The following is a 25,025-nucleotide window of genomic DNA, read 5'->3' as shown; positions in this document are numbered from 1 at the left end:
TGGCGGAAATTCCTGTTCACCGCCGGAGTGACCTCCGGCACTGCGGATCTTCCGGCCCACCGGGGGCGCGTCAGCGGACCGGAGCCGTCCCCGCGACGACCAGTTCGGTGTTGCGATCGGTCACCGCGCCCACCGCGGCCGGGTTGGCGTGCAGGTCGTTGAACGCGAACTCCCGCCCCAGCGAGGCGAGGCCGCGCGGGGAGAAGTCGTCGTAGTCGGCCTGGTAGGGGGCGTCGCCCTCGACCAGCGTGGTGAACAGGGACAGCGTGCCGTCGCCGTTGTCCACGAGCTCGATGATCCGGGCGTGCTGCGGGTGGTCGACGTGCGCGGCGGTGTTGATCTCCCAGAACGCCCGGTCGCCGGTGCCGTGCGGGACGATCCGGTTCTCGTGGGTGTGGCCGTTGACCCAGGCGACGACGTTCGGGAAGCGGCCGAGGAGGGTGACCAGCGCGTCGCCGTCCAGGCGGGGGTCGAGCGGGCGGCGGCGGTCCGGGAGGACGTTGCCCATGGTCCAGCTGGTGTGGTGGCTGAAGAGGATGAACAGCTCGTCGGTGACGTCCTGGCGGTGGCGGAAGCCGAACACGTCGTAGTAGCGGGAGCTGTTGCGCTTGAGGGTCCGCTCCAGCCAGAGGTACTGGTGCAGGCCGATCGAGCCGTCCGCGAAGCCGGCGGTCGTCGTGGTGTCGAGGCTGACGCCGGTGACGCCGGGTGCGATGCGGAACGTGTAGAAGACGTCGACGCCGTCCGCGTTGTCCGGGGTGAAGCCGTGGCCGTGCGGGCCGGGGCCGGTGTTGCGCGGGTCGAGGTGGGCCTGGACGAACTCGGCGGTGGTGAACGGCCGGCGGCGCGCGTCCGGGGTGACGGTGCGGACCAGCCCGCCCTCGGCGAGGACCTGCGCGGCGTCCAGCACGTGCGCGGGGTCGGTCATGGCGCGGACGAGGCGCTGGACCTGGGTGTCGCCGAAGCCCATGATCTTGCGGTTCGAGGTGTAGAGGGCGTCGATCGGCGGGATGCCGTCGGGCAGGGAGCCGACCACGCTGTCGTCGTGGTTGCCGAACGTGCAGTACCAGGGGATGCGCAGGCCGGGGCTGTCGAACGGGCGGAGCGCGGCGTCGAGCAGGCCGGGGACGTGCGGGAAACCGGCGGCCTTGTAGTCGTCCGGCTGGGTGGAGTGCGGGTTCCAGTAGGCCTTCACGCCGGAGTCCTGCACGCCTTCGTACCGGGTCGGGTCGCCGGTGTTGGCGGTGATCCGGCCGCCGTTGAGGACGGTGAGGAACCAGTCCAGCTCGACCAGTTCGTGGTTGTCGGTGTTGTCGCCCGTGGTCATCATGAAGTCGATCGGACGGCCGGTGAACGGGCCGGTGCGGATGGCGTTGACCCGTTGGACGAGGGCGGTAGACGTGTGCTGGGCGAGGGTTTCGTGCGCGCGGAAGGCGCCGGAGCCGAGCAGCGGGTGGGTGTACTCGAAGCGGGCCGGGCTCTGCGCGTCGACCATGTGCATGTCGGTGAACTGGACGAAGCAGGCGAGCGACGTGCGCCGGTCGGCACGCCCGGCGTCCGGCGCGGCCAGGTCGGGCCGGACCACCAACGGCCACCCCGGTCCCGCCTGGAGCCGCCGGTACCCGGCCGCGCCGACCGCCGTGGCCGCCGCGTCCACGGTGGTGCCGGTGGTGGCCGCCCAAGCGGGCCCACCCCACAGCAGCACCGCCCCGGCCGCACCCGTCGCCTGGAAGAAACGCCGCCGGCTGATCCCCATCGACCGCTCCCCACGTCTCGGTTGTCGTGAAAAGTTCTCACGAACCGGAGGTCGGGTCACGAAGTCGGGGTGAAGTGGGGCCGAACGAGCGAAGTCGATCGTCGGGTGGATCGGTTCCGCGGCACGGCAACGCCTTCGGTCGCAACCTTCAGCCGCCGTCAGCCGCCGTAGACGACCGTGACCGGCGCATGGTCCGACCAGCGCTCCGCGTAGGTGGCGGCCCGCTCGACCACTGCGGTCCGGGCGGTCCGGGCCAGGGCGTCGGTCGCGACGTGGAGGTCGATGCGTCGGCGGATGCGCGTTGTCGAATTCATCAGTCGCCCGCCTGATCGAGCAGTCGGCGAAGCACCTGGTCCAACGCGGGCACCTTGTCGATGAGCGTCTGCCACACCAAAGCGTCGTCGACCGAAGCGTAACCGTGGATCAGGATGTTGCGGAACGCGACGATCCGGTTGACATCCGGGATGGCCGCCGCGAGTTCGGCGTCAACCTTGCGAAGCTGGTTCAGTGCTTCACCGATGATCTCGAACTGCCGCTCGACCGCCGACCTCAGCATGGCGTCCGCCTCGTAATCCGTGAACGACTTGCCCGCACTGAACTGGCTCAGCAGCTCGACGGCGTGCAACGCGTCCCAGAGGTAGGCACGAGGGTCAGGCCGCATACAGCTGTTCCCGGGTCTCCATCACGCGCTGCCGGAAGTAGGGGTTGCGGATGCTGGAACCGCTCACGAGATCGACCGGGCGGTCAAAGATCCGCTCCAGCCCTTCCTTCAAGGCGAAGTAGCTGCCGAAGTAGTCGAAGCCCGGACCGGCGTCGAACTCCACGAGGACGTCCACGTCGCTGGACACCACGTCGAACGAGTCACCGACAGCGGACCCGAACACATCGAGCCGGCGAACGCCCAACGCGCGGCACAGGTCCTCGACCTCGGACAACCTGGCCGTGATGATCTCGTGCACGGAGGTCACCTCCCGCTCACGATTGTGCCTGATCCTCGGCCCTGGGCCAGTCGAAACCCACCGTGACCGGCGCGTGGTCCGACCAGCGCTCCGCGTAGGTGGCGGCCCGCTCGACCACTGCGGTCCGGGCGGTCCGGGCCAGGGCGTCGGTCGCGACGTGGAGGTCGATGCGCCAGCCCGAGTCGTTGTCGAACGCCTTGCCCCGGTACGACCACCACGTGTACGGCCCGGCCACGTCGGGGTGCAGGGAGCGCACCACGTCGACGTACCGCGCCTCACCGAACACCCGGTCCATCCACGCCCGCTCCGACGGCAGGAACCCGGACGACTTCTGGTTCGTCTTCCACGCCTTCAGGTCCTCGGCCCGGTGCGCGATGTTCCAGTCGCCGCACACCAGCACCTCGCGCCCGTCCGCGGCGGCTTTCTCTCGCAGCTCCACCAGGTACGGCAGGAACGCGGCCATGAACCGGTCCTTCTCGTCCTGCCGGGGCGTCCCCACGTCACCGCTGGGCAGGTAGAGCGACGCCACCACCACGTCCGCCAGCTCGACCTCGACGTACCGCCCCGAGTGCTCGAACTCCGGCACCCCGAACCCGATCCGCACCGCCTCCGGCTCGACCCGCGTCAGCACCGCGACCCCGTTGCGCCCCTTCGCCTCCGACGAGTGCGCGTGCGCCACGTGCCACCCCGCCGGCGACCGCACCTCCTCGGTCAACTGCCCCGGCTCGGCCCGCACCTCCTGGAGGCACACGACGTCCGCCGCGGTCGCGGCGAGCCATTCCAGGTAGCCCTTTTTGGCGGCGGCACGCAGCCCGTTGACGTTGATCGTGGAGACGGTCAGCACCGGCGCAGCCTATCGGCGCTCGGCCACGGCCCAGCCGTACGGGTATTCCGCGCCGCACCCTGCGCAGAACGCGACCAGCCCCATCATGAGCACCAACGGGCTGCTGCCCTCCGGCGACGGCACCCCGGCCACGTCGTGCCCGTCCACCGACGCGCGCAACCCGGGCCACTCCGGCTCACAAGCGCACGTCACCACGCCACGGCGGAACGACCGCCAGTTGAAGAACATCCGCCAATGAGATCACGCGCAGTCGCTGTCGGACGTGGGCAGCACGAACTCGTCCTTCACCCACCGCCCGTCTGCCAGCAGCCGGAAGCCGTTCTCCACCCGCCGCTCGGCCCGGGTCACCGCGTCACGCCGCATCGTCGCCACGATCGGCTGGGTGTCGGCGGGCCCGGAGCGCACGTTCAGGATGTCGGCGATCACCGTCACCTCGCACCTGCGGGCGGCGACCTCCTCCAGCCCCGCCTTCCCGCCGTCCACGACGTACATCAACCCGGCCACGCCCACCACACCGGCGACGACCATGCCCCGCACCGGAATCCCCAACATCACGCCTCCCGACCTCGACTGAGGTGCAGATATAGCGCGACGACCACACCGGTGGGGCCCACCGCGGCCGAATCCACCCGACCGGGAAACCGACCGGGTGAGACCGGCTACGGAGACGAACCAGGGGACCGCCCCGAAGCGAACTTCGAGAGCGATCCCCTGGTCGGAGCGCGAACTCCGGCAGAACCGGCCTCAGCCGGCCATCTTCTTCTGGAGGTTCTCGTCCAGCGTGCCGAGGAAGTCCTCGGTGGTCAGCCACTCCTGGTCCGGGCCGACGAGCACGGCCAGGTCCTTGGTCATCCGGCCGCTCTCGACGGTCTCCACGATGACCTGCTCCAGCGTCTCCGCGAAGCCCGTCACCTCCGGCGTGCCGTCCAGCTTGCCGCGGTGCTTCAGGCCACCGGTCCACGCGAAGATCGACGCGATCGGGTTGGTGGACGTCGGCTTGCCCGCCTGGTGCTGGCGGTAGTGCCGGGTCACCGTGCCGTGCGCGGCCTCGGCCTCGACGGTCTTGCCGTCCGGCGTCATCAGCACCGACGTCATCAGGCCCAGCGAGCCGAAGCCCTGCGCGACCGTGTCGGACTGCACGTCACCGTCGTAGTTCTTGCACGCCCAGACGTAGCCGCCCTCCCACTTCATCGCGGCGGCGACCATGTCGTCGATCAGGCGGTGCTCGTAGGTGAGGCCGGCGGCGTCGAACTGCCCCTTGAACTCCTCCTCGAACACCTTCTGGAAGATGTCCTTGAACGCACCGTCGTACGCCTTGAGGATGGTGTTCTTCGTCGACATGTACACCGGGTAGTTGCGCTGCAACCCGTACGAGAACGAGGCACGCGCGAAGTCCTCGATGGACTTGTTGAAGTTGTACATGCCCATCGCCACGCCGCCGTCGGGGCCGTAGTTGGCCACCACGTGCTTGATCGGCTCGGAGCCGTCCTCGGGCGTGAACGTGATCGTCAGCTCGCCCGCGCCGGGGACCTTGAAGTTGGTCGCCTTGTACTGGTCGCCGTGGGCGTGACGGCCGATGATGATCGGCTTCGTCCAGCCCGGCACCAGCCGCGGGATGTTCGAGATGATGATGGGCTCGCGGAACACCACGCCGCCGAGGATGTTGCGGATCGTGCCGTTCGGCGAGACCCACATCTTCTTCAGGCCGAACTCCTCCACCCGCGCCTCGTCCGGCGTGATGGTGGCGCACTTCACGCCGACGCCGTGCTTCTTGATGGCGTGGGCGGCGTCGACGGTGACCTGGTCGTCGGTGGCGTCCCGGTGCTCGATGCCCAGGTCGTAGTACTCAAGGTCGACGTCCAGGTACGGGTGGATCAGCTTGTCCTTGATGAACTGCCAGATGATCCGGGTCATCTCGTCGCCATCGAGTTCGACGACGGTCCCCTGAACCTTGATCTTGCCCATACTCAGGGCGCTCCTCTCGCGACAATGCAAGCAAGACAAGCGTACTGCTATGTCGGGTTGCTTGCGTCCACCTCGGCTGAAAAAGGGAACGGCGTCACACCGGCAGGACGCCGCGGACGAGGTGGCACGGGTGTTCTCGGGCCCAATACAACCAGCCGACCCGCCGGTCCGCCGCACGGGGACGGCCTCCCGACGCCACTCGAACACGCGTTCGCCGAATCACCACCGCCACGGGCGCCCCGTTCGCTAATCTCCCCCGGACGAGTGATCAAGGGGGCAGCTTTGTCGACGGGTCCGACCCACGCCATGAGCGGACTGCTGGCCTGGGCCGCGGTGACCGCGATCGCGGAGAACCACCCCATCGGCCAACTCACCCCGCAGAGCTGGGCGGTCGGCGCGGTGCTCGCCACCGGCGCCGCCCTGCTGCCCGACCTCGACCACCCGTCGTCCACCATCTCGCGCACGTTCGGGCCGGTCAGCGCGGGCGCGTCGGCCCTGATCAACACGATCAGCTCGTTCGTCTACCGCACCACCCGCACCCGCAAGGACTCCAACCGGGACGGCGGCCACCGCGGTCTCACGCACACGCTGGTGTTCGCACTGGCCGCCGCGGTCGGCACGACGGCCGTGGTGCAGCAGTCGCAGAAGTGGGCGCTGCCGGTGCTCATGTTCGTGTTCGCCGGCCTCGCCGTGCGCGGGATCATGAACGACTGGTGCCCGCAGCGGGACGCCCTGCTCATCACCGGGGTCTCGGCCGCCATCACGGTCGCCTGCGTCGCCTGGACCGCGCAGACACCGGCCAGCGCGGCGGCGTGCGGTGTGGCGGTCGGCGTGGGCTGCGTGGCGCACTACCTCGGCGACGCGATCACGGAACAGGGCTGCCCGATCCTGTGGCCGATCCCGCTGATGGGCAAGACGTGGTTCCCCGTCGCGCCGCCGAAGATCATGCGGATGAAGACCGGCGGCAAGGTCGAGATGGCGATCGTCGGTCCGGTGGTCACCATCCTCAGCGTCTGGCTGTCGGCCGCCGCCCTCCAGCAGGCCGGCGCGCTCCCGTTCCTCGAAAGTTTCGACTTGCTGCCCATCTGAGTTTCAGATAACGGCCATTCGGCGGCTACCCCCGCATCACCCGATCGGACTAGCCTCCACGAAATCCCCGACCCGCGCCGATCCGCGCCGAGGAGGACTTCGTGGCACGACACCCGCAGGACAACGTTGTCGAGGCGGCCGGATGACCACCTGGCTCGGCTTGAACGCCGGTCACGAGGACAGGGCGACCGCCGACGCGATCGCGGTGTCGCTCTACGAGTCGCTGCTCTTCCACGCCCAGGTCGTGTGCGTGCACGTGGTCGAAGGACGGCACGCGATGTCGTTCCGGCTGACCGAGGACCCGTCCGACAACACCGTGTCGACGCTGATCGAACGCGGTTACGGCGTGGCGGTGCACAACGGCAGCCTGCAACGGCTCGCCGGACCCGAATCGCTCACCAGGGGCGCGTTGCGGGCCGCGCTGGCGCACCGGGACCGGCGTGAGGGCCGGGCGCTGCGGTTCCCCGGCCAGCGCTCGCTGCGCGGTCGGTACGGCGTGTCGGACATCCTGGCGTTCAGCGCCATCGAAGAAGTCCTGCCGCACGGCACGAAGAGCGTGGACGCGCGCGGCGACCTCCAGCCGGAGTTCGTGAACGGCCGGCTGGTGCTGGACTGCGGTTAACCCGGGTGGGCGCCGACCGTGTCCTTGATCTCCGCACCGAGGCGGTCCGCGCTGCGCGCGCAGTGGGCGCAGCAGAAGAACCGGCCCTGCACCTCGACGCCGTGCCCGATGATGCGGCAGTCGCAGTGCTCGCAGCGCGGGGCGAGGCGTTGGATCGCGCACTCGAAACTGTCGAACGTGTACGCGCCACCGCCGGTCGTGCGGACCTCGAAGCTCATCCAGTAGTCGTTGCCGCAGACGTCGCAAGTCGCCATGCACCGAGCCTGCTCCGGCCCGTGGAACCCGGCAACTCGGGTCACTCCGGCAGGGTCGTCCCAGGCAGGGCAACTTCGGGCTGGGTCGCTCCAGGCCGGGTCACTCCACTTGGGCGGCGAGCCGTTTGGGCGCGACCTGGCGGTAGGCGTCCCGGACGACCTCGGTGACGGCGTCCCAGTCGACGTCCACGTCGAGGTAGACGCCGAGCCAGCCGCGGTGCCCGACGTAGGGCGGCCGGAAGTACCGCTCGGGTTCGCTGCCGGCCAAGGCCTCCTGCACGCCCGGCGGCGCCGCGCACCAGAACGCGAGGCGGTCGTCGTGGTGGTGGTCGGCGAACATGACGAACAACTTCTTGTCGCGCACGAACCACGCCGGCTCACCGTGACTGGGCCGTTCGGTCGCCTCCGGCAACCCCAGGCACAGCTCCCGCAACCGCTCCAGCGCATCCACGCGCGCCATCCTCGCACCGAGCGGACCAGGCCGGACTCGAACCGGCGTCCTCCCTCCACGCAGGAGGGCGCGTCAACCACTGCGCTACATGGTCCCGAGCCGGGCCGGATTCGAACCGGCGTCCTCCCTCCGAGCAGGAGGGCGCGACAACCACTGCGCTACCGGGCTCTTGCCCCAACACTAACCATGACCGAGGGCGCGGAGACAGGGCCGCTAAGGTCTGCCGCGTGCGCGGGGTCGACTATTACGAGCTCCTCGGGGTCGGTCGCTACGCGTCCGAGGCGGAGATCAAATCCGCTTACCGCTCCCTGGCCAAGGTCATGCACCCCGACGCGGGCGGGTCCTCCAGCACCTTCCGGATGCTGCAAGAGGCATATGACACCCTCCGCGACCCGTCCCGAAGACGGGACTACGACCGGGGTTGGACGGTCACCAGGCCGGGCGCACGTCCGACGTCGCCCACCCGGCCGCCGCGGTCGGGCCGAACGGGCCGGCTGCGCAACTTCGGCGAGGATCCCGACTTCGTACCTCCGAAGCCGGTCGTGGACCTCGGTGCGATCGCGTGGTGGCACCTGGTCGACGTGGCTCAGCGGGTCCGCTACGTGCCCGCCGCCGGCCCCGGCCACGCGCCCGCGTTGGCCGCCGTGCTCGGGTGGTTCTTCCTGCTGCTGCCGGTGTTCCTGATCGACTTCTCACCGCTCGCGCTCGGTGTCTGGCTCCTCCTGGTGGCCGCGGCGGCGACCGCGGCGTTCCGGTTGGTGCGGCGGTACCTGTCGGCGATCCGGGCGGACCGGGCGTTCACAGCGGAGCACGACACCGACGTGGTCCACGGGACCACCGACGACCGCCCGTGCGAGCGGATCACCGCCGACCTGCTCAGCCGGTACCTGACCCGGTTGCCCGGCGTGCGGATCTTCCACGGGCTGGCCTGGCCGGGTTCGGTGTTCGCGGACGTCGACCACGCGGTGCTGTGCGGGCGGAAGCTGGTGCTGATCGAGTCGAAGGCGTGGCTGCCGGGGCACTACGAGGCCGAGGACGACGGCTCGGTGTGGCGCAACGGGCACCCGTTCCGGGGTGGCGGCATGCGGATGCCGCGCAGCCTCGCGGCGTACCGGAAGTTGTTGCCGTGGCTGGACATCCGCACCGCGCTCCTGGTGTACCCGAGCCGGGCCGGCGAGGTGACGACCGAGGAACCGGCGGACACCGTGGTGCCGCCGATGACACCGGCCCAGTTCGTCGAGGAGATCGGCGACTGGCTGGCGGAGGACCCGGCCACGGTGGACCGAGAGGCGCTGCGCCTGCTGCTCCGCCAGGTCGTGCCGGTCGTGCGTCAGTAGACGCCCATCTCCCACAGCGAGTAGCCGTACGGCGTAGCGCGCTGGAAGGCGTACAACTTCACGTAGCGCGCGCTCACGTTGAGCGCGATCTCGTCCGTGCCGCCGTCCGCCGCGTAGTTCTCGTGCACCGTCGTCCACGTCGTGCCGTCCGACGACACCTGCACCTGGTACTGCCGGGCGTGCGCGGCCTCCCAGTCGAGCCGGACCCGGCGGACCGGTCGGGTTGCGCCCAGGTCGACCCACAACGAGTGCTGGTCGGTGAACGCGCTGCTCCAGCGGGTGGTCGGGTTGCCGTCGAACGCGCTCGCCGCCGCGTGCGCCGGGCTTTCCACGGCGGTGGACCAGGACGGCCGGCCGAGCGCGAGGTTCCCGCCGCCGACCAGCCCGCCCTGGTTCACCGCACGAGGTGAGCCGTAGGTGGCGCGGACCGCGCTGTCGGGGTTGAGCTGCTTGTCGTCGAAGAACTCGGGCCACGCCATGAAGTACGCCCAGTCGGGTTGGGACGCCAGCTCCGCGGGCGACGGCACCTTGCCGACCTCGGCCAACGCCAGGGGCTTGCCCGGTGCGAGGTTCTTCAACGTGTCGTAGTACGTGCCGGACGGCCAGAAGCTGTTCCACGCGTCGAGCGACACCACGTCCGCGTAAGCCGAACCCGGGTAGTAGTCGGCGATGCCCGCCGGGTCGAGGTCCTTGACGTTCCACACCCACGCCATCCCCGACAGGCCGCGCGTGCCGACGAGGTGGTCGCGGGTGAGCTGGTAGAGCCGGCGGCTGCCGTTCGCGCCCGGTCGGCCGCCCCACCACGACCAGCCGTCGTTCATCTCGTGCAGCGGCCGGAACAGCGGTTGGACGCCAGCGTCCAGCAGTTGGCGCAGGAACGGCACGACCTCGTCCAGTCGTGACTTCCAGGCGTTGTTGAGCGCGGTGCCATCGGTGACCAGCTGGGACCACTGGGCGTCGGTGAGGTCGTCGTTGACGCCCGCGTCCCAGCCGCACGCGGTGGGGCGGGTCGGCGGGCAGACGTGCCAGGTCAACGTGACCAGGGAGCCGTTGCGCCACTCGGTCTTCGCCTGGTCGACCATGGTCTGCCGGTGGTCGACGTCGGCCTGGGCGAAGAGGAAGTCACCGCCCCACAGGCCGGGGTAGACGCCGGTGATCGCGTGCACCTTGGCGGTGTGCCGGGCGGGGTCGGAGTTGGGTTCCTTGTTGTGCATCCCGGTGACCGTGCGGGTGCCGGTGATCCGCTTCAGGTAGTCGACCACGGGGACGGGCGGCGGTTCCGCGTTGGCGGGTGGCGCGAGGGTCACCAGCAGTAGGGCCACCAGCATCGTTGCTGTTCGCACTGCGTCCTGCCTCTCGAAAGGCGGCGGCCTCCGGAGTGGTGGTCGAACGGTAGCGATTAACCGGTTAAGCAGTCAACCTCTCGGCGCATGCCGGGTTGCCGGGCAGGGAGCTGCGTTCGGTCGACCACCACCGAGGAGCGGGCCATGAGGTCGCCGTCTGCAACGAGATCCAGGACCCGTGCCCGTGGCAGGAGGGGCACGAGCACACCGATCCGCCACCGATCACCAACGCCCCAGCCGCGGTCTGCCGGCAACGGCGTCCCGAATCCCGTCGCCCATCGCCGTCACCAACTCGGAAGCTCTGAGCGCGGCCATGTCCGGGCGAGCCTTCCCATCAGGTCGCCGTTCCCGACGACGTCGAGCAGCACGGCAACGGCCTCGTCGTCGAGCAGGTCCGACATGTGCCCGCCCAAGAGCCAAGCACCCGCAAGGGGCGGGTCATAGCCGAACCGCTCGAGGACGTCCAACCATTCGGTGTACAGCCGGTCCAGGTAGCGTTCGGACGAGTACCACTTGGTGATCGTCACCAGATCGACGGCATCGCGGGTGTCGTCGTAATGGCGGTCCTGCCATGCGAACAGCTTGAGAAGAGCAAGGGCCGGGATCGAAGGAACTCGGACAGAGACTCCGTCAGGCAGAAGCGCGGTCTCCGCGGAGTCCACGGCCTCACGCAGGCCGAGGACGTTCATCTTGTGATCGCCAGGCCACAAGATCGTCCGATCCACTCGCTCGACGCCACCGTAGGGCACCACGTCGACTTCAGCGCCCGCGACGACGAACTTGTGCACCCCTTTGCGCTCGTCCAGCAACCTCGCCAAGCGTTCGAACTCATCCCAGGAATCGACCTCAGTGGCGATGTCGATGTCCTTGGTCTGCCGCTCGGGAGGCGTTCCCAGCAGCCCGATCGAGATGATCGTGCGAGCCGTCGCCCCCACGACCAGAAAATCGACTTGAACCTCACGCGCTACTTCAGCGAGACGGGCCAGCACCTTCGCGGCGCGCAAGACCTCATAGTCGGTCGAGTTCCGCAAGTCGATCGTCACTGGTCCTGATCCTGTCTGCGTGTTCACGTTGCCGAGGGTCACCGGAAGCCAAGAGATCAGCGTAGGTCAGCACGGACGGCACGAGCCGACCCCCGTCCGCCATCGTCCAGAAACGTCGGCGAAATTGGACATTCCCATCTTTTTCCACGCGGACCATCCGCCGTGCACCGACGAGTGCGCGCGGCACCTCGTCGACGTACAAGGTGAGAGTGGAAGGAGTGAGGTGCGCGTCCATGAGGCTCGCCGCAACTTCGCCGCCGAGCTGGGCATTAGACTCCGCCAGTTCTTCTTTCGCGCTCGACCACCACGATATTCCCTCGGTCGAGAAACCGCCGAGAAAGAGCGCGGGCGAGAGCGTGGTCGAATATGCCTCCGACCACCGGCTCAGCAATTCCCCAGCCCTGGCCAGCCTACGACCACCTGGCACGTCGTACAGGTAACCCGCGTTGGACAGATCATCGACGACGGCCTTGGCCGTGCCGAGCGAGACCCCGCCGGCACCCGCAAGCCGCCGCAGTGGCTCTCCGGCCATGTGAGGCCAGCCGAGCAGGACGAACCCGACTCGAAGCCCTGCGCGACCGAACGCCTTGCTGCCACGCGACGAAGGCGCTTCCTTCCGCCCGACGGCCTTGCGGCGACCTCGAACGTGGACGAAGACGTCGTTCCACGCGATGTGCGCATTGCCGGCCACGTCCACGTAGTCGATCCCTCGCGCACGGAGCAGTTCAGCGGCCCGCTCGGTGATCGAACGCGCAACAACGAGGGTCGGCAGCGACGCATGGGGGTGGAGCGCGGTCGCGAGCTCGGGAGGCACATGTCGCTTGATCTCGACAACGTACGTCCGACTCGATCCGGAGGGCGTGCTGACCTCGACAAACGCGTCAACCTCGGCGTCAGAGGGGGTGGCGGGTCGCACGACAGCACGAAGGCCGAGCTGTCCCAGCAAGTCCGGGAGCGCGGTCTGCGGTTCATCCTTGTTCAAAATTTCACTCTGTTCATTCCCGCTGAACATGCCGTCATATTGAACGATGCTTGGCTGGTGCGCAACCGTGGCCGACCCCCGCAGGACCTTGCGTACTGCCATTCGCGCTCATGGGACATGCCCGTCAGGACGGCCGCCCGACTGGTGTTCGGGCCTTCGATCATGTGCATCGTGCGTCGCAGAGCGGCGTTGCAGCGCAGTGGCCTTGGGATGTGCCCGACGGCTTGCCGACAGGACAGCATCACCCAGCACCCCGTGCCTGACGTGGGAAGATGGCCGACATGCCGAAGAAGCTGCGCCTCACCGGGGACCCGGAGGCCGACAAGCTGCTCAGTGAAGACCACTTCGCGCTGCTCACCGGCCTGCTGCTGGACCAGCAGTTCCCGATGGAACACGCCTTCGCCGGACCGCGGAAGATCGCGGACCGGATGGACGGGTTCAGCATCACCAAGATCGCCGAGACCGACGTGGACGAGTTCGTGGAGCTGTGCGTGCAGCCGCCCGCGATCCACCGGTACGGCGGCTCGATGGGGCGCCGCGTCCACGCGTTGGCGCTGCACATCTTGGAGAACTACAAGGGCAAGACGGCGAACATCTGGAAGTCCGGCAAACCGGACGCCAAGGAGGTGTTCCGCCGGGTGAAGGCGCTGCCCGGGTTCGGTGACCAGAAGGCCCGCATCTTCGTCGCGTTGCTCGGCAAGCAGCTCGGCGTCACGCCGGAGGGCTGGCGCGAAGCGGCCGGCGCGTACGGCGAGGAAGGCTCACGACGCTCCATCGCCGACGTCACCAGCCCCGAGACGCTGGCCGAGGTCCGCGCGTTCAAGAAGGCCGCGAAGGCAGCCGTCGCCAACGGCTAGAGTCCCGACGTGCAGTTGCCCGGACTTTCCGACCTCACGCCGTTGGGCCAGGGCGGCTTCGCCACGGTCTACCGCGCCCGCCAGGTCCAGTTGAACCGCGAGGTCGCGGTGAAGATCGACAACCGGGTCTTGCAGACCGAACGCGATCGGCGGCGGTTCCTGCGGGAGGCGCACGCCGCCGCCCGGCTGTCCGGGCACCCGCACGTGGTGTCCGTGCACGACGCCAACTTCACCCCGCAGGGCACGCCCTACCTGGTCATGGAGCTGTGCACGGGCGGGTCGCTGGCCGACGTGGTCCGGCGGGACGGACCGCTGTCGGCGGACCGGGTGCGGCAGCTCGGCGTGCAACTGGCGGACGCGTTGGCCGCCGCGCACGCGGAAGGGGTGCTGCACCGGGACATCAAGCCCGGCAACATCCTGCTGGACCGGTACGGCACGGTGAAGCTCGCCGACTTCGGGTTGGCGGCGTTGCTGGACGCCGAAGGTTCCAGCACGGTCACGCGTGACGCGTTGAGCCCCAGTTACGCGCCGCCTGAGGCTTTCGCCATGGCCCAGCCCACACCGGCCGCTGACGTGTACGCGCTGGCGGCGACGTTGTACGACCTGCTCGCCGGGAAGCCCCCTCGGCCGGTGCCGTGGCCGGTCGAGTCGTTCGATCACCTGGGTGACGTGCTGCGGTCGCCCGTGGCACCGGTGGTCGGGGTGCCGCGGGAGTTGCACGAGGTGTTGGTTCGGGCGCTCGAACCGGATGTCGCGCGGCGGACGCCTGGTGCGGCGCGGTTGCGGGATGAGTTGAGCCGGGTTGCCATGACGCCCGGCGGGCACGGTGGGTCGGACGGGGCCGCTGGTCCCGGCGGGCCGGGTGGGCTGAGTGGCCTGGGCGGGCAGGGTGGTCTCGGCGGGCCGGGCAGTCTGGCCGGCCCGGGTGGGCAGGGTGGCCAGGGTGGTCCCGGCGGGCAGAGTGGGCAAGGTGGTCTGGCCGGGCCGGGCGGGGCTTCTGGCCCCGGCGGGCCGGGCGGTCTTGGCGGGTCCGGCGGGGCCGCTGGTCCCGGCGGGCCGGGTGGTCTGAGCGGGCCTGGTGGGGTGCAGTGGCCGGGTGGGGCGGTTGGTTCCGGTTGGCAGGGCGGGGCGGGCGGCCCTGGCGGACCGCAGGGACAAGGCGGGGCGGTCGGTTCGGACGGCCGCGCCGGGCAGCGGTTTGAGCCGCAGGTCGGGTCCGGTTACGTTCGGCCGCCCACCAAGAAGCCCTGGCCGTTGGTCATCGGTGCAGCGGTGTTGGCGACGGTCGTCGCAATTGGTACGTGGTGGTGGGCAACGAAGAACAGCGGCACCTCCGCGCCGGGTGCGCAGTCCACCGGCACGACGACCGGATCCACTACCAGCGCCGAACTCCCGCCGCCCGACCTCAAGCCCTGCGCGACGGGCTACTGCGTCGACGAGTCGACCTGCTACCGGGGCATCGTCTCCGTCGGCGGCGCGGCTTCGACGGCACGCCGGGTCGCCAACTGCTCCGAAGAGCACCGCTGGGAGGCGTTCGCGGGCGGCTGGTTGTCGGGGCCGGTGCCGCAGGTCGACAGCGACGACCTGGTCAAGGCCCCCGAAGTCGCGAACGTCTGCACGGCCGAGGCGATGAAGGCGAACACCCGACCCACCGTGGACACGTCGGACTGGAAGTTCACGGCGGTCGGGTTCGCGGACGGCGAGGCGTCCTACTTCCACTGCTTGGCGAGTTCCCCCGAAGGCGGCGAGACGACCACCAGCGCGTTCGGCGGGTCCTGAGGTTCGTCGGAACCCTCACCCTTCACCGGCCTCATGGCGAAGAACAGCATCACCAACGCGACCGCGGCGAGCAGCCCCGCGATCGGTGCCAACGCCACCAGCCCGACCCAGCTGATCACCAGCCCGCCGACCACGCCGGACAGACCGACACCGAGGTAGATCGCGGACGCGTTGAGCGACAGGAGCAGTCCACCGCTGCCGGGCGCCAACGCGATCAGCCAGCTCTGCGTCGGCGGGTTCGTCGACCACGTCAAGGCTCCCCACACGAACAGCGCGACGGCGGCCGACACGGGGGTGGTCAAGGTCAGCGGCAACGTGGCCAGCACGACGGTGAAGCAGCCGACCAGCACGACGAGCAGCTTGCGCGGGTCGAACCGGTCGGTGAGCCGACCACCGGCCCAGTTGCCGAACACACCGCCCAGCCCGTACGCGACGAGGAGCACGCTGATCATCACGCCTTCCACGCCGGCGGTTTCGGTGAGCAGCGGCGCGATGTAGTTGAAGACGCTGAACACGGCGAGGCACGCGATCACGGTCAGGCCCAAAACCATCAGCACGCGCCGGTCGGCGGCGGGTGCGAAGCGCTCGCGGAGGCGGACCACCGGCGGCGCCTCGACGCGGGGCAGCCAGCGCCACACGGCCAGCGCCGCGAGCCCCGAGACGGCGGCGATCAACGCGAACACGCCCTGGTAGCCGAGAGGCCCGCCCAGCAGGTTGCCCGCCGGCACGCCGAGGACGAGGGAGAACGTGAGGCCGCCGAAGACCAGGGCGACGGCCCGGCCGCGGCGTTCCGGCGGGGTGAGCACGGTGGCGACGAGCGTCGCGGCCGGTGTGTAGACGGCCGCGCCGAGCGCGCTGATGACGCGCGCGGTCAGGAGGAGTGGGTAGTTCGGCGCGACGGCGGCCAGCAGGTTGCCGAACGCCGAGACGCCCAGCGCGGCGACGAGGAGGGTGCGGCGTTCCCAGCGGCCGGTCAGCGCGGCCAGCGGGGGTGCCGAGACCGCGTAGGCGATGGCGAACGCGGTCAGGAGCTGGCCCGCGGTGGCGTGGGAGATGTTCAGTTCCCGGCTCACGGCCGGCAGGACGCCGGAGACGATGTAGGCGCTCGTGCCGATGGCGAACGCGCCGACCGTCAGCAGATACGTGCGGGCGGACAAGGTGTGCTCCCCCGATCGAGTGATGATTCGATCGGTACCGTACTACGACGACCGTCGAAGTTCGACCAGTCTCGTAGTATGCGTGCCATGACGACCATGCTCGCGCACCCGGAGCGGGACGAGATCCGGATAGCGGCGGTGCTGCAGGCGTTGGCGGACCCCGTCCGACTGGAGATCGTGCGCGCGTTGGCCCGGTGCGAGGAAGGGATCTCGTGCGGGGTGCTCGACCTCGGGGTCACGGCTTCCACGTTGACGCACCACGTGCGGACGTTGCGGGAGGCGGGCGTGGTGCACGTCCGGCCGCAGGGGACCTCGCGGATCAGCTCGTTGCGACGGGCCGACCTGGACGCGTTGTTCCCCGGGTTGCTCGACGGCGTGCTGGCGGCCCGGCAGTGAGCGGCCCGGCAGTGAGCGGCATGGGCGACAAGGGGCCGGGCGACACCGGAGCGGGAGTCGGCGGCGCCAACGACTGGGAGTGGGTTCGGGTGCTGGCCCAGGGCAGGGTCTACGACGAGGCGCGGCCCGCGGTGAACCGGGCGGCTTGGGCGGCGGTGGCGCTCGCCGCTTCGCACGGCGGTGAGCGCAACGGGTTGCGGCGGGCTCGGGCCGTGGCTGATCGGTTCGCGCTGCGCGCCCGCGTGGCGGGGTCCGTCGGGACTTGGGCCTCCGATCCGGACGCGTTGGTGGCGGACGTGTTGGCGGAGAACGGTTTGCCGGACCGGTTCCTGAAGGCGGTGGCGCGGGGTTTGGCGCCGGTGGTGCCGTTGGTGCGGGACGGCCGGTTGCGGGAGCGCGGGGAGCAGTGGTTGGCGGTGTGGGGTCCACCGTCCGGTTCGAACTGACCGGGCCGGCCGAACGCGGTAAATCGGTTGCCCCCGTTCCTAGGGTTGGAAGACGTGCGCGCCTACGCCCGTCTTGCGCTGGCCGGTTTCCGCAGGTATTCCACCTATCGACAGGCGATGGTCGCCGGAATGGCGACGAACGTCGCGTTCGGGCTGCTCAGGATGGCCGTGCTGGTCGCAGCCGTCTCCCAGGGGCCCATCGCCGGCTATGACGTGGCCGCCACCGCCACCTACGTGTGGCTCGGCCAGGGGTTGATGGCAGTGGTCGTGCTGTGGGGCGACAAGCAGCTGGCCGACCGCATCCGCAGCGGGGACGTCGTGGTCGACCTCTACCGACCGTGGCACCTCCAGTCGGCGTTGCTGGCCGAGGACGTCGGGCGTGCCGGGTACGCCGTGCTCGTGCGGCTCGCACCACCGATCGCGTTCGGGGCGTTGTTCTTCCCCTTCCGGTGGCCCGAGCCGGCCACCTTGCCGTTGTTCGCGGTGAGCGCGGTGCTCGCGGTGGTCGTCAGCTTCGGGATGCGGTTCCTGCTGAACGCCACCACTTTCTGGCTCCTCGACAACCGCGGCGCGCAGGCGCTCTACACCGGGTTCGCCTGGCTGCTCAGCGGGCTGGCCGTGCCGCTCGCGTTCTTCCCCTCCTGGGCCGCACCGGCTCTCTGGTCCACGCCGTTCGCCGCCATGCTGCAAGCGCCGATCGACGTGTTCCTCGAACGCGGTTCGCCCTGGCCGCTGCTGGCGGGGCAGGCGTTCTGGGTCGTCGTGGTCCTCGGGGTGGGGCACCTGGTGCTGCAACGCGCGGTGCGCAAGGTGGTCGTGCAAGGTGGCTGACTCGACCGCCGGCATTTACGCGAAGCTCATCGGCGCACGCCTGCGCGGGCAGATGTCCTACCGCGCGTCGTTCGTCCTCCAGTGCGTGGCCAACGCCCTCGGCCAGCTGACCGAGCTGGCGATCATCCTCGTCCTGTTCGACCGCGTCGGCGCGCTCGGCGGCTTCTCGGTCGACGAGGTCGTTTTGATGTACGCGCTGGCGGGGACCGCGTTCGGGATCGCGGACCTCGTCGCCAGCCAGCTGGACGAGCTGCCGACGTACATCCGCACCGGGACGTTCGACGTCCTGCTGCTGCGCCCGCTGGGCACGCTCGCGCAGATGATGGCGACCGACCTCCCGCTGCGGAAGCTCGGTCGGATCGTGGCCGGTGTCGTCGTGCTGGTCTACGCCTTGAGCCACAACGACATCGCGTGGTCGCCGTTCACGGCGGCGCTGGTCGTGGTGGCGCCCCTCAGCGGCGCGGTGATCTTCTCGGCCATCTGGATCGTGGCCAACGCGATCTGCTTCTGGGTGGTCGACGGCCAGGAGCTGGCCAACGCGGTCACGTACGGCAGCAACGCGTTCACCTCGTACCCCGCCACCGTGTACGACAAGTGGCTGCGCCGGTTCTTCGCGTTCGTCATCCCCGGCGCGTTCGTCGCCTACTACCCCAGCCTTGCCCTGCTCGACCGCCCGGACCCGTTGGGCGGTCCCGCTTTCCTCGGCTGGGCCTCACCGCTGGTCGCCGTTGCCGCAGCCGTCGTCGCCGGCCTCATCTGGCGCGCGGCCGTCCGGCACTACCGAGGGACTGGATCATGATCGAGGTGCGCGACCTGTGCCGCGAGTTCACGGTGACGACGAAGGTCGGCCGCTTCAGGCGTGAGAAGCGCGTCGTGCGGGCGGTGGACTCGGTCGCGTTCGACGTCGCCGCAGGGGAAGCCGTCGGGTACGTCGGCCCCAACGGGGCGGGCAAGTCGACCACCATCAAGATGCTCACCGGCATCCTCGTGCCGACGTCCGGGCGCGTCCGGGTGTCCGGAGTGGACCCGTCGCGGGCTCGGCGTGATCTCGCGCGGCGCATCGGGGTGGTCTTCGGCCAGCGCAGCCAGCTCTGGTGGGACCTGCCGCTGCGGGACAGCTTCGACCTGCTCCGCGCGATCTACCGGGTGCCGCAGGGTGATCACGCCAGTCGGCTCCGGGAGTGCGTCGACCTGCTCGACCTCGGACCGTTCCTGGACACGCCGGTCCGCCAACTCTCCCTCGGGCAGCGGATGCGCGGCGAGGTCACGGCGGCCCTGCTGCACGGACCCGAGTTGCTCGTGCTGGACGAGCCGACGATCGGCCTCGACCTGGAGTCCAAGGAACGCCTGCGGGAATTCCTGGCCGACCTCAACGCCCAGCGCGGCACGACGCTCTTGCTCACCACGCACGACCTGGACGACATCGAGCGGCTGTGCCCGCGTCTCGTGGTGATCGACCGGGGCACGGTGCTGGCCGACGGGCCGTTGGACGAGCTGCGCGCGAAGGTCGCGCCGGACCGGGTTCTGGTGGTGGACTTGGAAAAACCGGCCACGGGGCTGGACGGGCTGCCCGGTGTCACCTCGGTGCGGACCGAGGTGAACGGACTGCGACACCACCTCACGTTCCGCCGGGCGGACACCACCGCGGCGGCGCTCATCTCGGCGGTGGCGGCTCGCGCGGAAGTGCACGACCTCGTAGTCGTGGAACCCGAAATCGACGATGTGGTGCGTCGCCTGTACGCGCGTCGGTAGAGTCGGACGAAACGGTCAACGAACGGGAGCACTCCATGCGCGCAGGTCGTCCGCTCGCCACCATCATGCTGGCGCTGGGCCTCATCGGGGTCGCGTCCGGCTGCGAGGCCGTACAGCAGGCGTCGGACACCGCGAACCAGGTCGGCCAGGCGGCGGACAAGGCGACGCTGTGCATCGAGGCGCTCAAGCTCGCGAACTTCACCCCCGACTCCGCCGACCCGCAGAAGGCGCTCGAGGAGACCCAGAAGAAGGCCGAGGAGCTGAACGCCCTCGCCGCGAAGGCCGGCGACACCACGCTCAAGGACGCCATCACCGGCGTGTCCGACACCATGAGCAACGTGACGGTGGAGGACCTGAACCCGGCCAACGCCGCCGCGTGGGCGCAGGAGAAGCTGGACACCGTCGCCAAGCTGTCCAACGCCTGCTCCTGAGCGGAAATGCCAGGCTGTCGGTACCTTCGGAACAGTCCTACGCTGTGACGCACCGGAGGTGTTGCAGATGCACGCGACAGTAGGCGACCGGTTGCACGTCCACAGCCGCGCGGTCGGTCTCGACGAGAAGATCGGCGAGATCGTGGAAGTCCGCGGCTCGGAAGGTGCGCCCCCATACCTGGTCCGGTTCTCGGACGGCCACGAAGGCCTGGTCTACCCAGGCCCGGACACGCTGGTCGAGCCCCGGACGTCCGAATCACCCAGGATCAAGGACTCGACCTCGGCGCGGTAGAGCAGCGCCGGGTCGATCCCCATCGGTCCGAACTGGCCCGCGACCTCCAGGCTGAGCACGCCGTGCAGCCTGGTGAAACCCCGCAGGCCGGCGAGCAGCACGGCGGGTGGCACGGTGCCCTCGCCGCGCGAGCCCGCCCACGCCACGAGCTGGGCGTCCAGCCCGGCCGTGGCGTCCTCACGCGGCGGTTCCCCCGTCGCCAGTGCCCCCGTCGACTGTGCCCCTGCCGGCGGTGCGCCTGCCGCCAGTGCCCCCGTCGGCAGCACAGCCAGGAACGCGCTCATCGTGCGGTGTGCGGCCATGATCGTGTCTTCCGGCGCCTGGTAGCCGGGTAGCGGCGTGCCGAGCAGCAGCAGGTACCGGTGCGGCTGGGCGATGGCCCACGACCGGAAGCCCGCCGCGAACGCGCGCACCCGATCGGGTGGATCTGCGCCCTCCGACGCCGAGACCGCCGCCTCGACGGCGTCCGCCAGGTCGTGCCACGCGTCCCTGACCAGGTCGTTCAGCAGGTCGTCGCGGCCCTTGAAGTACCGGTAGAGCGCGGGCCCCGTCACGCCCATCCGCTTGGCGATGGCGTTGACCGAGATCCCGGCGATCCCCTGTTCCGCCAGCTGCTCCAGCGCGATGCGCTTGGCCTCGACCTTCGTCTCCTCGCGGAACCGCTCGCGCCGCACGTTGACCACTCTCCGCACCTCCTTGACAAACGCACTCTAACTTGTGTTAGAACTTCTAACAACAGTGAGAGCTTGGTACGGAGGCGTCATGACGGTGGTCGTGCTGGGAGCGGGTCGGGGCATCGGTCGGGAGATCACCAGGCAGTTGGTGGCGGCGGGCAGAGAGGTACGGGCGGTAACACGTTCGGGTGGAGTTCCGGAGGGTGCGCAGGACGTGCGCGCGGACCTGATGGACCGGGCGTCGACGCTCAAGGCCGTGGAGGGCGCGTCGGTGGTCCACCTGTCCGCCAACGTCCCGTACACCAGCTGGGCGGACATGCTGCCGACGATGTTCGACAACACCGTCGCCGCAGCGGAGGCCGCCGGTGCGAAGATCGTGTTCGCGGACAACCTGTACTCGTACGGCCCGGTCACCGGCCCGCTGACCGAGGACACGCCGGAACGACCGGCGGGGCCGAAGGAGAAGCTGCGCAGCGAACTGGGCGCGCGGTTGCGGCAGGCGTCCGTGCCGGTGGCGACCGGTCGTTCCTCGGACTACTACGGTCCGGGCGGCACCTCGTCGCTGCCCGGCGAGCTGATGATCAAGCCGATGACGCGGGGCAGGAACGCGCTGTGGTTCTGGCCGCTGGACCTCCCGCACACGTTCGCCTACCTCGCCGACACGGCGCGGGCGCAGATCGTGCTGGGTGACGACGCGCGGGCGGACGGGAAGGTCTGGCACACGCCGGCCGCCGGGACGGTGACCGTCCGGGAGTTCATCGCGCTGACGGGACGGGTGCTCGGCAACGCGCGCAAGCCGCTGCGGCTGCCGTCGTCGACCGTCACCGTGAGCGCGATGTTCGACAAGCGGTTGCGCGGCTCCGGCGAGATGGACCACCAGCGGACCCGCGCGTGGGTGGTGGACCACTCCGCGTTCGAGTCCACTTTCGGGCGATTTCCGGTGACACCGCACGAGGAGGCGATCGCGGAAACGGCGCAGTGGTACCGGTCCGCGTGATCCACAACCCCGTTCGTTGAGCGAAACGGCAACCTGGGAACGTTCCCGGGCACGTCAGCCGAGGATGGTGCCGATCAACTCGTCGGCGAGGGCGGGTGTGGCGGCGGCGATGCCCGACCAGCGGCGGGAGAGGTCCAGGTCGAAGGTCAACGGCCGGCCGTGCAGGTCGAGCAGCGCACCACCGGCGGCGGGCACGGTCACCAGGGCGGCCATCAGGTCCATCAGCCGGTGGGTGTCCGAGCCGGGATCGGCGAACGCGTCGATGGAACCCTCCGCGACCAGCGCCGTCTCCAGGCACGTCGTGCACAGCACGCGAATCCGGTCGGCTTCGTTCGCCACCCGCATCCAGGCTTCCTCGGTGCCGCGCTTCGGACGCATCATGCACACCGACGCGCCCTTGAGCTTCGTGCGGCCGGTCGTGCGGAACGGCGTGGGCCTGCCCGCGTGCGCGGACCACGCCCGGCCGGTGTCGAACCAGACGGTGAGGGCCTCGACCGGCTGGTCGTCGATCACCAGCGCGCCCGCGAAGCACGACAGCGGCACGCCGAGCGCGGCGTTCGCGGAACCGTCCACCGGGTCGATCACGAGGGTCGCGACTGACCCGTTGTCGAGGAACCCGGCCTCTTCGGACAGCAGGTTGGCGCCCGCTCCGGCGGCGGCCTCGGCGATCGCGGCCTCCACGATCGCGTCCACCCGCATGGTCGGCGTGCCGTCCGCGCCGTCGGCGACCTCCTCCCGCAGCTGCACGCGGGTGAAGTCGCGGCGGGCCTGGCCGTAGGCGCGGGACGCGGCGAGCGCGGTGGCGGCGAGCGCGGGGTGCACGTCGGAGGGCAGGTCGGGCGTGGGCACGGGCCACTGGTTCATGACACCCAACATGCCACGAGAGGGCCACCCTCGGGCGGCCCTCTCGTGGGGTACGGCTCTTCGGGAACTCAGATCAGGCCGAGAGCCTTGACCGCGTCGCGCTCCTCGACCAGCTCGGCCACGGAGGCGTCGATGCGGGCGCGGGAGAAGTCGTCGATCTCCAGGCCCTGCACGATCGAGTACTCGCCGCCGGTCACGGTGACCGGGAACGACGAGATGATGCCCTCCGGCACGCCGTACGAGCCGTCCGACGGGATGGCCATCGAGACCCAGTCGCCCTCGGCGGTGCCGTTGACCCAGTCGTGGACGTGGTCGATCGCCGCGTTCGCCGCCGACGCCGCCGAGGACAGACCGCGCGCCTCGATGATCGCCGCGCCGCGCTTGGCCACGGTCGGGATGAACTCGTTCTCCAACCAGGCCTGGTCGTTCACGGCCTCGGCCGCGACCTGACCGTTGACCTCGGCGTGGAACAGGTCCGGGTACTGGGTGGCCGAGTGGTTGCCCCAGATGGTCAGCTTCTTGATGTCGGTGACCGACACCTGGAGCTTCTTGGCCAGCTGCGCCAGCGCCCGGTTGTGGTCCAGGCGGGTCATCGCGGTGAACCGCCCGGCGGGCACGTCGGGCGCGTGCTGCTGGGCGATCAGGGCGTTGGTGTTGGCGGGGTTGCCGACCACCAGCACGCGCACGTCGTCCGCCGCGCCCGCGTTGATCGCCTCGCCCTGCGGCTTGAAGATCCCGCCGTTGGCCTCCAGCAGGTCGCCGCGCTCCATGCCCTTCGTGCGCGGGCGGGCGCCCACCAGCAGCGCCACGTTCACGCCGTCGAAGGCGGTCTTGGCGTCGTCGGTGATGTCGATGCCGGACAGCAGCGGGAACGCGCAGTCGTCCAACTCCATCGCGGTGCCCTCGGCGGCCTTGACGGCCTGTGGGATCTCCAGCAGGCGCAGGCGGACCGGGACGTCGGGGCCGAGGAGGTGGCCGGAGGCGATGCGGAACAGCAGTGCGTAGCCGATCTGGCCGGCCGCACCGGTGACGGTGACGTTCACGGGCGTGCGGGTCATGTGCCTTCCCGAATGTTGTGGCTTCAGTCCTCGGGCACGACCACTAGGCAGGCTGACGACCTGTCAGCGGCGGTCTCTACACCGGGACCGCGCACCGGGCGGGGTTACCCGGCAGGTCGGAGGTTACCAACTGGCGAACGATGACAAGGTGTGACAGTGGACATCATCGGGGACGGCACCGGGGACAGCGCCGTGGACATCGTGGGTGAGGACTACTCCGACGCGGTCCTGTACGGGCAGGAGTTGGCGGGCCGGTCGTTCGTCCGGTGCGACTTCACCGAGGCCGACCTGCGCGGGGTGAGGACGTCCGGGTGCACGTTCACCGAGTGCACGTTCGACCGGACCGACCTCGGCGAGTCCGCGCACGACGCCACCGCGTTCCGGTCGTGCCGGTTCACCAGGGCGGTGCTCGCGTCGTCCACGTTCACGTCGTGCTCGTGGCTCGGGTCGGTGTTCGTGGACTGCGCGATGCGGCCGATCTCGTTGAAGGAGACCGATCTCACGCTCGCCGGGCTGACCGGCGCCGTGCTGCCCAAGGCGTCGTTGCGCGGGTTGCGGTTGCGCGAGGCCAACCTGGAGGGCGCCGACCTGCGCGAAGCGGACCTCCGTGACGCCGACCTGACCGGCGCCCGACTGCTGGGGTGCCGGTTGGAAGGCGCCGACCTGCGGGGTGCGCGGCTGGACGCCGACGGGCTCGCCCAAGCCACCCTGCGCGGCGCGCGGGTGGACTTGGACACTGCCGTCGCCTTCGCCGCCGCGCACGGGTTGCGCGTCGGCTGACGGTGCGTCGGTGGTTCAGGCCGTCGGTGGTTCAGGCCGTCGGTGGTTCAGGTCGTCGGTGGTTCA

Annotated in this window: 31 protein-coding genes and 2 tRNA genes; 14 read left to right on the top strand and 19 right to left on the bottom strand. The window is 69.9% G+C overall.

Translation table 11 applies throughout. The features are described from left to right. Nucleotides 1-70 precede the first annotated feature (70 nt). The 8 genes from OQ02_RS04815 to OQ02_RS04785 form a co-directional block, all read right to left on the bottom strand. Entirely contained in the window at nucleotides 71-1,756 is a 1,686-nt protein-coding gene (locus tag OQ02_RS04815) for a TIGR03767 family metallophosphoesterase (protein WP_033436829.1), read from the bottom strand. Between the two features lie 158 nt (nucleotides 1,757-1,914). Further along, on the bottom strand, nucleotides 1,915-2,070 hold the full coding sequence (locus tag OQ02_RS43590) for a hypothetical protein (RefSeq protein ID WP_442973570.1): 156 nt from the start codon (nucleotides 2,068-2,070) through the stop codon (nucleotides 1,915-1,917). Continuing rightward, complete coding sequence (locus OQ02_RS04810) at nucleotides 2,070-2,381, bottom strand: HepT-like ribonuclease domain-containing protein (protein ID WP_231499861.1); 312 nt, start codon at nucleotides 2,379-2,381, stop codon at nucleotides 2,070-2,072. The genes OQ02_RS43590 and OQ02_RS04810 overlap by 1 nt, the downstream gene beginning before the upstream one ends. A 25-nt stretch (nucleotides 2,382-2,406) precedes the next feature. Then, complete coding sequence (locus OQ02_RS04805; protein ID WP_033437063.1) at nucleotides 2,407-2,715, bottom strand: nucleotidyltransferase family protein; 309 nt, start codon at nucleotides 2,713-2,715, stop codon at nucleotides 2,407-2,409. Nucleotides 2,716-2,731: 16 nt separating this feature from the next. After that, complete coding sequence (locus tag OQ02_RS04800) at nucleotides 2,732-3,559, bottom strand: exodeoxyribonuclease III (protein ID WP_033436827.1); 828 nt, start codon at nucleotides 3,557-3,559, stop codon at nucleotides 2,732-2,734. Between the two features lie 9 nt (nucleotides 3,560-3,568). Further along, the gene (locus OQ02_RS04795; RefSeq protein ID WP_033436826.1) at nucleotides 3,569-3,787 is read right to left on the bottom strand and encodes a hypothetical protein; all 219 of its coding nucleotides are present in this window, start codon (nucleotides 3,785-3,787) and stop codon (nucleotides 3,569-3,571) included. A gap of 12 nt (nucleotides 3,788-3,799) precedes the next feature. Next, entirely contained in the window at nucleotides 3,800-4,111 is a 312-nt protein-coding gene (locus OQ02_RS04790; RefSeq protein WP_033437062.1) for a hypothetical protein, read from the bottom strand. 192 nt (nucleotides 4,112-4,303) lie between these two features. Beyond that, nucleotides 4,304-5,524: an NADP-dependent isocitrate dehydrogenase gene (locus OQ02_RS04785; RefSeq protein WP_033436825.1), complete on the bottom strand. Its 1,221-nt coding sequence runs from the start codon at nucleotides 5,522-5,524 to the stop codon at nucleotides 4,304-4,306. A gap of 282 nt (nucleotides 5,525-5,806) precedes the next feature. On the opposite strand from OQ02_RS04785, the gene OQ02_RS04780 reads away from it, so the two are divergent. Beyond that, nucleotides 5,807-6,613, top strand: coding sequence for a metal-dependent hydrolase (locus OQ02_RS04780; RefSeq protein WP_051771709.1), 807 nt, complete (start codon nucleotides 5,807-5,809; stop codon nucleotides 6,611-6,613). 142 nt (nucleotides 6,614-6,755) lie between these two features. Then, nucleotides 6,756-7,235: a hypothetical protein gene (locus tag OQ02_RS04775; protein ID WP_033436823.1), complete on the top strand. Its 480-nt coding sequence runs from the start codon at nucleotides 6,756-6,758 to the stop codon at nucleotides 7,233-7,235. Here OQ02_RS04775 and OQ02_RS04770 read toward each other — a convergent pair. The 4 genes from OQ02_RS04770 to OQ02_RS04755 all read right to left on the bottom strand — a co-directional run bounded on the left by OQ02_RS04770 (nucleotide 7,232) and on the right by OQ02_RS04755 (nucleotide 8,109). Next, nucleotides 7,232-7,489, bottom strand: a complete 258-nt coding sequence (locus tag OQ02_RS04770; RefSeq protein WP_033436822.1) for a hypothetical protein — start codon at nucleotides 7,487-7,489, stop codon at nucleotides 7,232-7,234. The two genes, OQ02_RS04775 and OQ02_RS04770, sit on opposite strands and share 4 nt — an antisense overlap. 100 nt (nucleotides 7,490-7,589) lie before the next feature. Beyond that, nucleotides 7,590-7,949 carry an MmcQ/YjbR family DNA-binding protein gene (locus OQ02_RS04765; protein WP_156076872.1) on the bottom strand — a complete coding sequence of 120 codons (360 nt, stop codon included), beginning with the start codon at nucleotides 7,947-7,949 and terminating at the stop codon, nucleotides 7,590-7,592. Between the two features lie 12 nt (nucleotides 7,950-7,961). Then, nucleotides 7,962-8,035: transfer RNA gene (locus tag OQ02_RS04760), tRNA-Arg, on the bottom strand. Continuing rightward, nucleotides 8,036-8,109, bottom strand: a tRNA-Ser gene (locus tag OQ02_RS04755). A gap of 58 nt (nucleotides 8,110-8,167) precedes the next feature. Here OQ02_RS04755 and OQ02_RS04750 point away from each other — a divergent pair. After that, entirely contained in the window at nucleotides 8,168-9,277 is a 1,110-nt protein-coding gene (locus OQ02_RS04750) for a J domain-containing protein (protein WP_033436820.1), read from the top strand. Here the strand turns inward: OQ02_RS04750 and OQ02_RS04745 are convergent. The 3 genes from OQ02_RS04745 to OQ02_RS04735 form a co-directional block, all read right to left on the bottom strand. Continuing rightward, complete coding sequence (locus OQ02_RS04745) at nucleotides 9,271-10,620, bottom strand: glycosyl hydrolase (protein ID WP_197043211.1); 1,350 nt, start codon at nucleotides 10,618-10,620, stop codon at nucleotides 9,271-9,273. The two genes, OQ02_RS04750 and OQ02_RS04745, sit on opposite strands and share 7 nt — an antisense overlap. A 284-nt stretch (nucleotides 10,621-10,904) precedes the next feature. After that, the gene (locus OQ02_RS04740; protein WP_051771706.1) at nucleotides 10,905-11,663 is read right to left on the bottom strand and encodes a nucleotidyl transferase AbiEii/AbiGii toxin family protein; all 759 of its coding nucleotides are present in this window, start codon (nucleotides 11,661-11,663) and stop codon (nucleotides 10,905-10,907) included. Further along, nucleotides 11,629-12,747: a type IV toxin-antitoxin system AbiEi family antitoxin gene (locus OQ02_RS04735; RefSeq protein ID WP_033436819.1), complete on the bottom strand. Its 1,119-nt coding sequence runs from the start codon at nucleotides 12,745-12,747 to the stop codon at nucleotides 11,629-11,631. The genes OQ02_RS04740 and OQ02_RS04735 overlap by 35 nt, the downstream gene beginning before the upstream one ends. 179 nt (nucleotides 12,748-12,926) lie before the next feature. Here OQ02_RS04735 and OQ02_RS04730 point away from each other — a divergent pair, with 179 nt between their 5' ends. Both OQ02_RS04730 and OQ02_RS46615 read left to right on the top strand, forming a co-directional pair. Continuing rightward, nucleotides 12,927-13,502 carry an HhH-GPD-type base excision DNA repair protein gene (locus OQ02_RS04730; protein ID WP_033437059.1) on the top strand — a complete coding sequence of 192 codons (576 nt, stop codon included), beginning with the start codon at nucleotides 12,927-12,929 and terminating at the stop codon, nucleotides 13,500-13,502. Nucleotides 13,503-13,511: 9 nt separating this feature from the next. Then, nucleotides 13,512-15,281, top strand: coding sequence for a serine/threonine-protein kinase (locus tag OQ02_RS46615; protein ID WP_033436818.1), 1,770 nt, complete (start codon nucleotides 13,512-13,514; stop codon nucleotides 15,279-15,281). On the opposite strand, the gene OQ02_RS04720 is transcribed toward OQ02_RS46615, so the two are convergent. Then, nucleotides 15,212-16,438: an MFS transporter gene (locus tag OQ02_RS04720; protein WP_033436817.1), complete on the bottom strand. Its 1,227-nt coding sequence runs from the start codon at nucleotides 16,436-16,438 to the stop codon at nucleotides 15,212-15,214. The two genes, OQ02_RS46615 and OQ02_RS04720, sit on opposite strands and share 70 nt — an antisense overlap. A gap of 78 nt (nucleotides 16,439-16,516) precedes the next feature. Between OQ02_RS04720 and OQ02_RS04715 the strand changes: the two genes are divergently transcribed. From OQ02_RS04715 to OQ02_RS42165, 7 genes are all read left to right on the top strand, one after another. Then, nucleotides 16,517-16,834 (top strand): ArsR/SmtB family transcription factor, encoded by a 318-nt coding sequence (locus OQ02_RS04715; RefSeq protein ID WP_081915369.1) that lies wholly within the window; start codon nucleotides 16,517-16,519, stop codon nucleotides 16,832-16,834. A gap of 20 nt (nucleotides 16,835-16,854) precedes the next feature. Further along, a complete protein-coding gene (locus OQ02_RS04710; protein WP_156076871.1) occupies nucleotides 16,855-17,280 on the top strand; it encodes a hypothetical protein in 426 nt (141 codons plus the stop codon). Between the two features lie 54 nt (nucleotides 17,281-17,334). Next, a complete protein-coding gene (locus OQ02_RS04705; RefSeq protein WP_231499860.1) occupies nucleotides 17,335-18,111 on the top strand; it encodes an ABC transporter permease in 777 nt (258 codons plus the stop codon). Next, complete coding sequence (locus tag OQ02_RS04700) at nucleotides 18,104-18,910, top strand: ABC transporter permease (protein ID WP_231499859.1); 807 nt, start codon at nucleotides 18,104-18,106, stop codon at nucleotides 18,908-18,910. The genes OQ02_RS04705 and OQ02_RS04700 overlap by 8 nt, the downstream gene beginning before the upstream one ends. Continuing rightward, nucleotides 18,907-19,863 carry an ABC transporter ATP-binding protein gene (locus OQ02_RS04695; protein WP_033436813.1) on the top strand — a complete coding sequence of 319 codons (957 nt, stop codon included), beginning with the start codon at nucleotides 18,907-18,909 and terminating at the stop codon, nucleotides 19,861-19,863. Before OQ02_RS04700 ends, OQ02_RS04695 begins: the two co-directional genes overlap by 4 nt. Nucleotides 19,864-19,898: 35 nt before the next feature. After that, nucleotides 19,899-20,294 (top strand): bacteriophage spanin2 family protein, encoded by a 396-nt coding sequence (locus tag OQ02_RS04690; RefSeq protein WP_033436812.1) that lies wholly within the window; start codon nucleotides 19,899-19,901, stop codon nucleotides 20,292-20,294. Between the two features lie 67 nt (nucleotides 20,295-20,361). Continuing rightward, nucleotides 20,362-20,586, top strand: a complete 225-nt coding sequence (locus tag OQ02_RS42165) for a DUF1918 domain-containing protein (RefSeq protein WP_081915367.1) — start codon at nucleotides 20,362-20,364, stop codon at nucleotides 20,584-20,586. On the opposite strand, the gene OQ02_RS04685 is transcribed toward OQ02_RS42165, so the two are convergent. After that, the gene (locus OQ02_RS04685; RefSeq protein WP_081915366.1) at nucleotides 20,508-21,269 is read right to left on the bottom strand and encodes a TetR/AcrR family transcriptional regulator; all 762 of its coding nucleotides are present in this window, start codon (nucleotides 21,267-21,269) and stop codon (nucleotides 20,508-20,510) included. The genes OQ02_RS42165 and OQ02_RS04685 overlap by 79 nt on opposite strands. A gap of 79 nt (nucleotides 21,270-21,348) precedes the next feature. Between OQ02_RS04685 and OQ02_RS04680 the strand changes: the two genes are divergently transcribed. Beyond that, entirely contained in the window at nucleotides 21,349-22,257 is a 909-nt protein-coding gene (locus OQ02_RS04680; protein WP_033436811.1) for an NAD(P)H-binding protein, read from the top strand. 54 nt (nucleotides 22,258-22,311) lie between these two features. Here the strand turns inward: OQ02_RS04680 and OQ02_RS04675 are convergent, their stop codons facing one another. Further along, complete coding sequence (locus tag OQ02_RS04675) at nucleotides 22,312-23,121, bottom strand: inositol monophosphatase family protein (protein ID WP_051771829.1); 810 nt, start codon at nucleotides 23,119-23,121, stop codon at nucleotides 22,312-22,314. Nucleotides 23,122-23,189: 68 nt separating this feature from the next. Then, entirely contained in the window at nucleotides 23,190-24,179 is a 990-nt protein-coding gene (locus tag OQ02_RS04670) for a malate dehydrogenase (RefSeq protein WP_033436809.1), read from the bottom strand. Between the two features lie 156 nt (nucleotides 24,180-24,335). Between OQ02_RS04670 and OQ02_RS04665 the strand changes: the two genes are divergently transcribed. Then, nucleotides 24,336-24,959, top strand: coding sequence for a pentapeptide repeat-containing protein (locus tag OQ02_RS04665; protein WP_442973569.1), 624 nt, complete (start codon nucleotides 24,336-24,338; stop codon nucleotides 24,957-24,959). Nucleotides 24,960-25,025 lie beyond the last annotated feature (66 nt).

The sequence above is a fragment of the Saccharothrix sp. NRRL B-16314 genome, from assembly GCF_000716595.1.
In the GTDB taxonomy this organism is placed as follows: domain Bacteria; phylum Actinomycetota; class Actinomycetes; order Mycobacteriales; family Pseudonocardiaceae; genus Actinosynnema.
Note: the sequence above shows the minus strand (reverse complement) of the source record. Positions and strands in the feature narration are given on the sequence as shown.

What these genes read in the sequence shown, in the direction of transcription:
- OQ02_RS04715 (WP_081915369.1), top strand. Translation starts at nt 16,517, where the DNA reads ATGCGTGCCATGACGACCATGCTCGCGCACCCGGAGCGGGACGAGATC.
- OQ02_RS04675 (WP_051771829.1), bottom strand. Translation starts at nt 23,121, where the DNA reads ATGAACCAGTGGCCCGTGCCCACGCCCGACCTGCCCTCCGACGTGCAC.
- OQ02_RS04775 (WP_033436823.1), top strand. Translation starts at nt 6,756, where the DNA reads ATGACCACCTGGCTCGGCTTGAACGCCGGTCACGAGGACAGGGCGACC.
- OQ02_RS04815 (WP_033436829.1), bottom strand. Translation starts at nt 1,756, where the DNA reads ATGGGGATCAGCCGGCGGCGTTTCTTCCAGGCGACGGGTGCGGCCGGG.
- OQ02_RS42165 (WP_081915367.1), top strand. Translation starts at nt 20,362, where the DNA reads ATGCACGCGACAGTAGGCGACCGGTTGCACGTCCACAGCCGCGCGGTC.
- OQ02_RS04695 (WP_033436813.1), top strand. Translation starts at nt 18,907, where the DNA reads ATGATCGAGGTGCGCGACCTGTGCCGCGAGTTCACGGTGACGACGAAG.
- OQ02_RS04680 (WP_033436811.1), top strand. Translation starts at nt 21,349, where the DNA reads ATGACGGTGGTCGTGCTGGGAGCGGGTCGGGGCATCGGTCGGGAGATC.
- OQ02_RS04790 (WP_033437062.1), bottom strand. Translation starts at nt 4,111, where the DNA reads ATGTTGGGGATTCCGGTGCGGGGCATGGTCGTCGCCGGTGTGGTGGGC.
- OQ02_RS04770 (WP_033436822.1), bottom strand. Translation starts at nt 7,489, where the DNA reads ATGGCGACTTGCGACGTCTGCGGCAACGACTACTGGATGAGCTTCGAG.
- OQ02_RS04670 (WP_033436809.1), bottom strand. Translation starts at nt 24,179, where the DNA reads ATGACCCGCACGCCCGTGAACGTCACCGTCACCGGTGCGGCCGGCCAG.
- OQ02_RS04795 (WP_033436826.1), bottom strand. Translation starts at nt 3,787, where the DNA reads ATGTTCTTCAACTGGCGGTCGTTCCGCCGTGGCGTGGTGACGTGCGCT.
- OQ02_RS04730 (WP_033437059.1), top strand. Translation starts at nt 12,927, where the DNA reads ATGCCGAAGAAGCTGCGCCTCACCGGGGACCCGGAGGCCGACAAGCTG.
- OQ02_RS04690 (WP_033436812.1), top strand. Translation starts at nt 19,899, where the DNA reads ATGCGCGCAGGTCGTCCGCTCGCCACCATCATGCTGGCGCTGGGCCTC.
- OQ02_RS43590 (WP_442973570.1), bottom strand. Translation starts at nt 2,070, where the DNA reads ATGAATTCGACAACGCGCATCCGCCGACGCATCGACCTCCACGTCGCG.
- OQ02_RS04765 (WP_156076872.1), bottom strand. Translation starts at nt 7,949, where the DNA reads ATGGCGCGCGTGGATGCGCTGGAGCGGTTGCGGGAGCTGTGCCTGGGG.
- OQ02_RS04785 (WP_033436825.1), bottom strand. Translation starts at nt 5,524, where the DNA reads ATGGGCAAGATCAAGGTTCAGGGGACCGTCGTCGAACTCGATGGCGAC.
- OQ02_RS04710 (WP_156076871.1), top strand. Translation starts at nt 16,855, where the DNA reads ATGGGCGACAAGGGGCCGGGCGACACCGGAGCGGGAGTCGGCGGCGCC.
- OQ02_RS04735 (WP_033436819.1), bottom strand. Translation starts at nt 12,747, where the DNA reads ATGGCAGTACGCAAGGTCCTGCGGGGGTCGGCCACGGTTGCGCACCAG.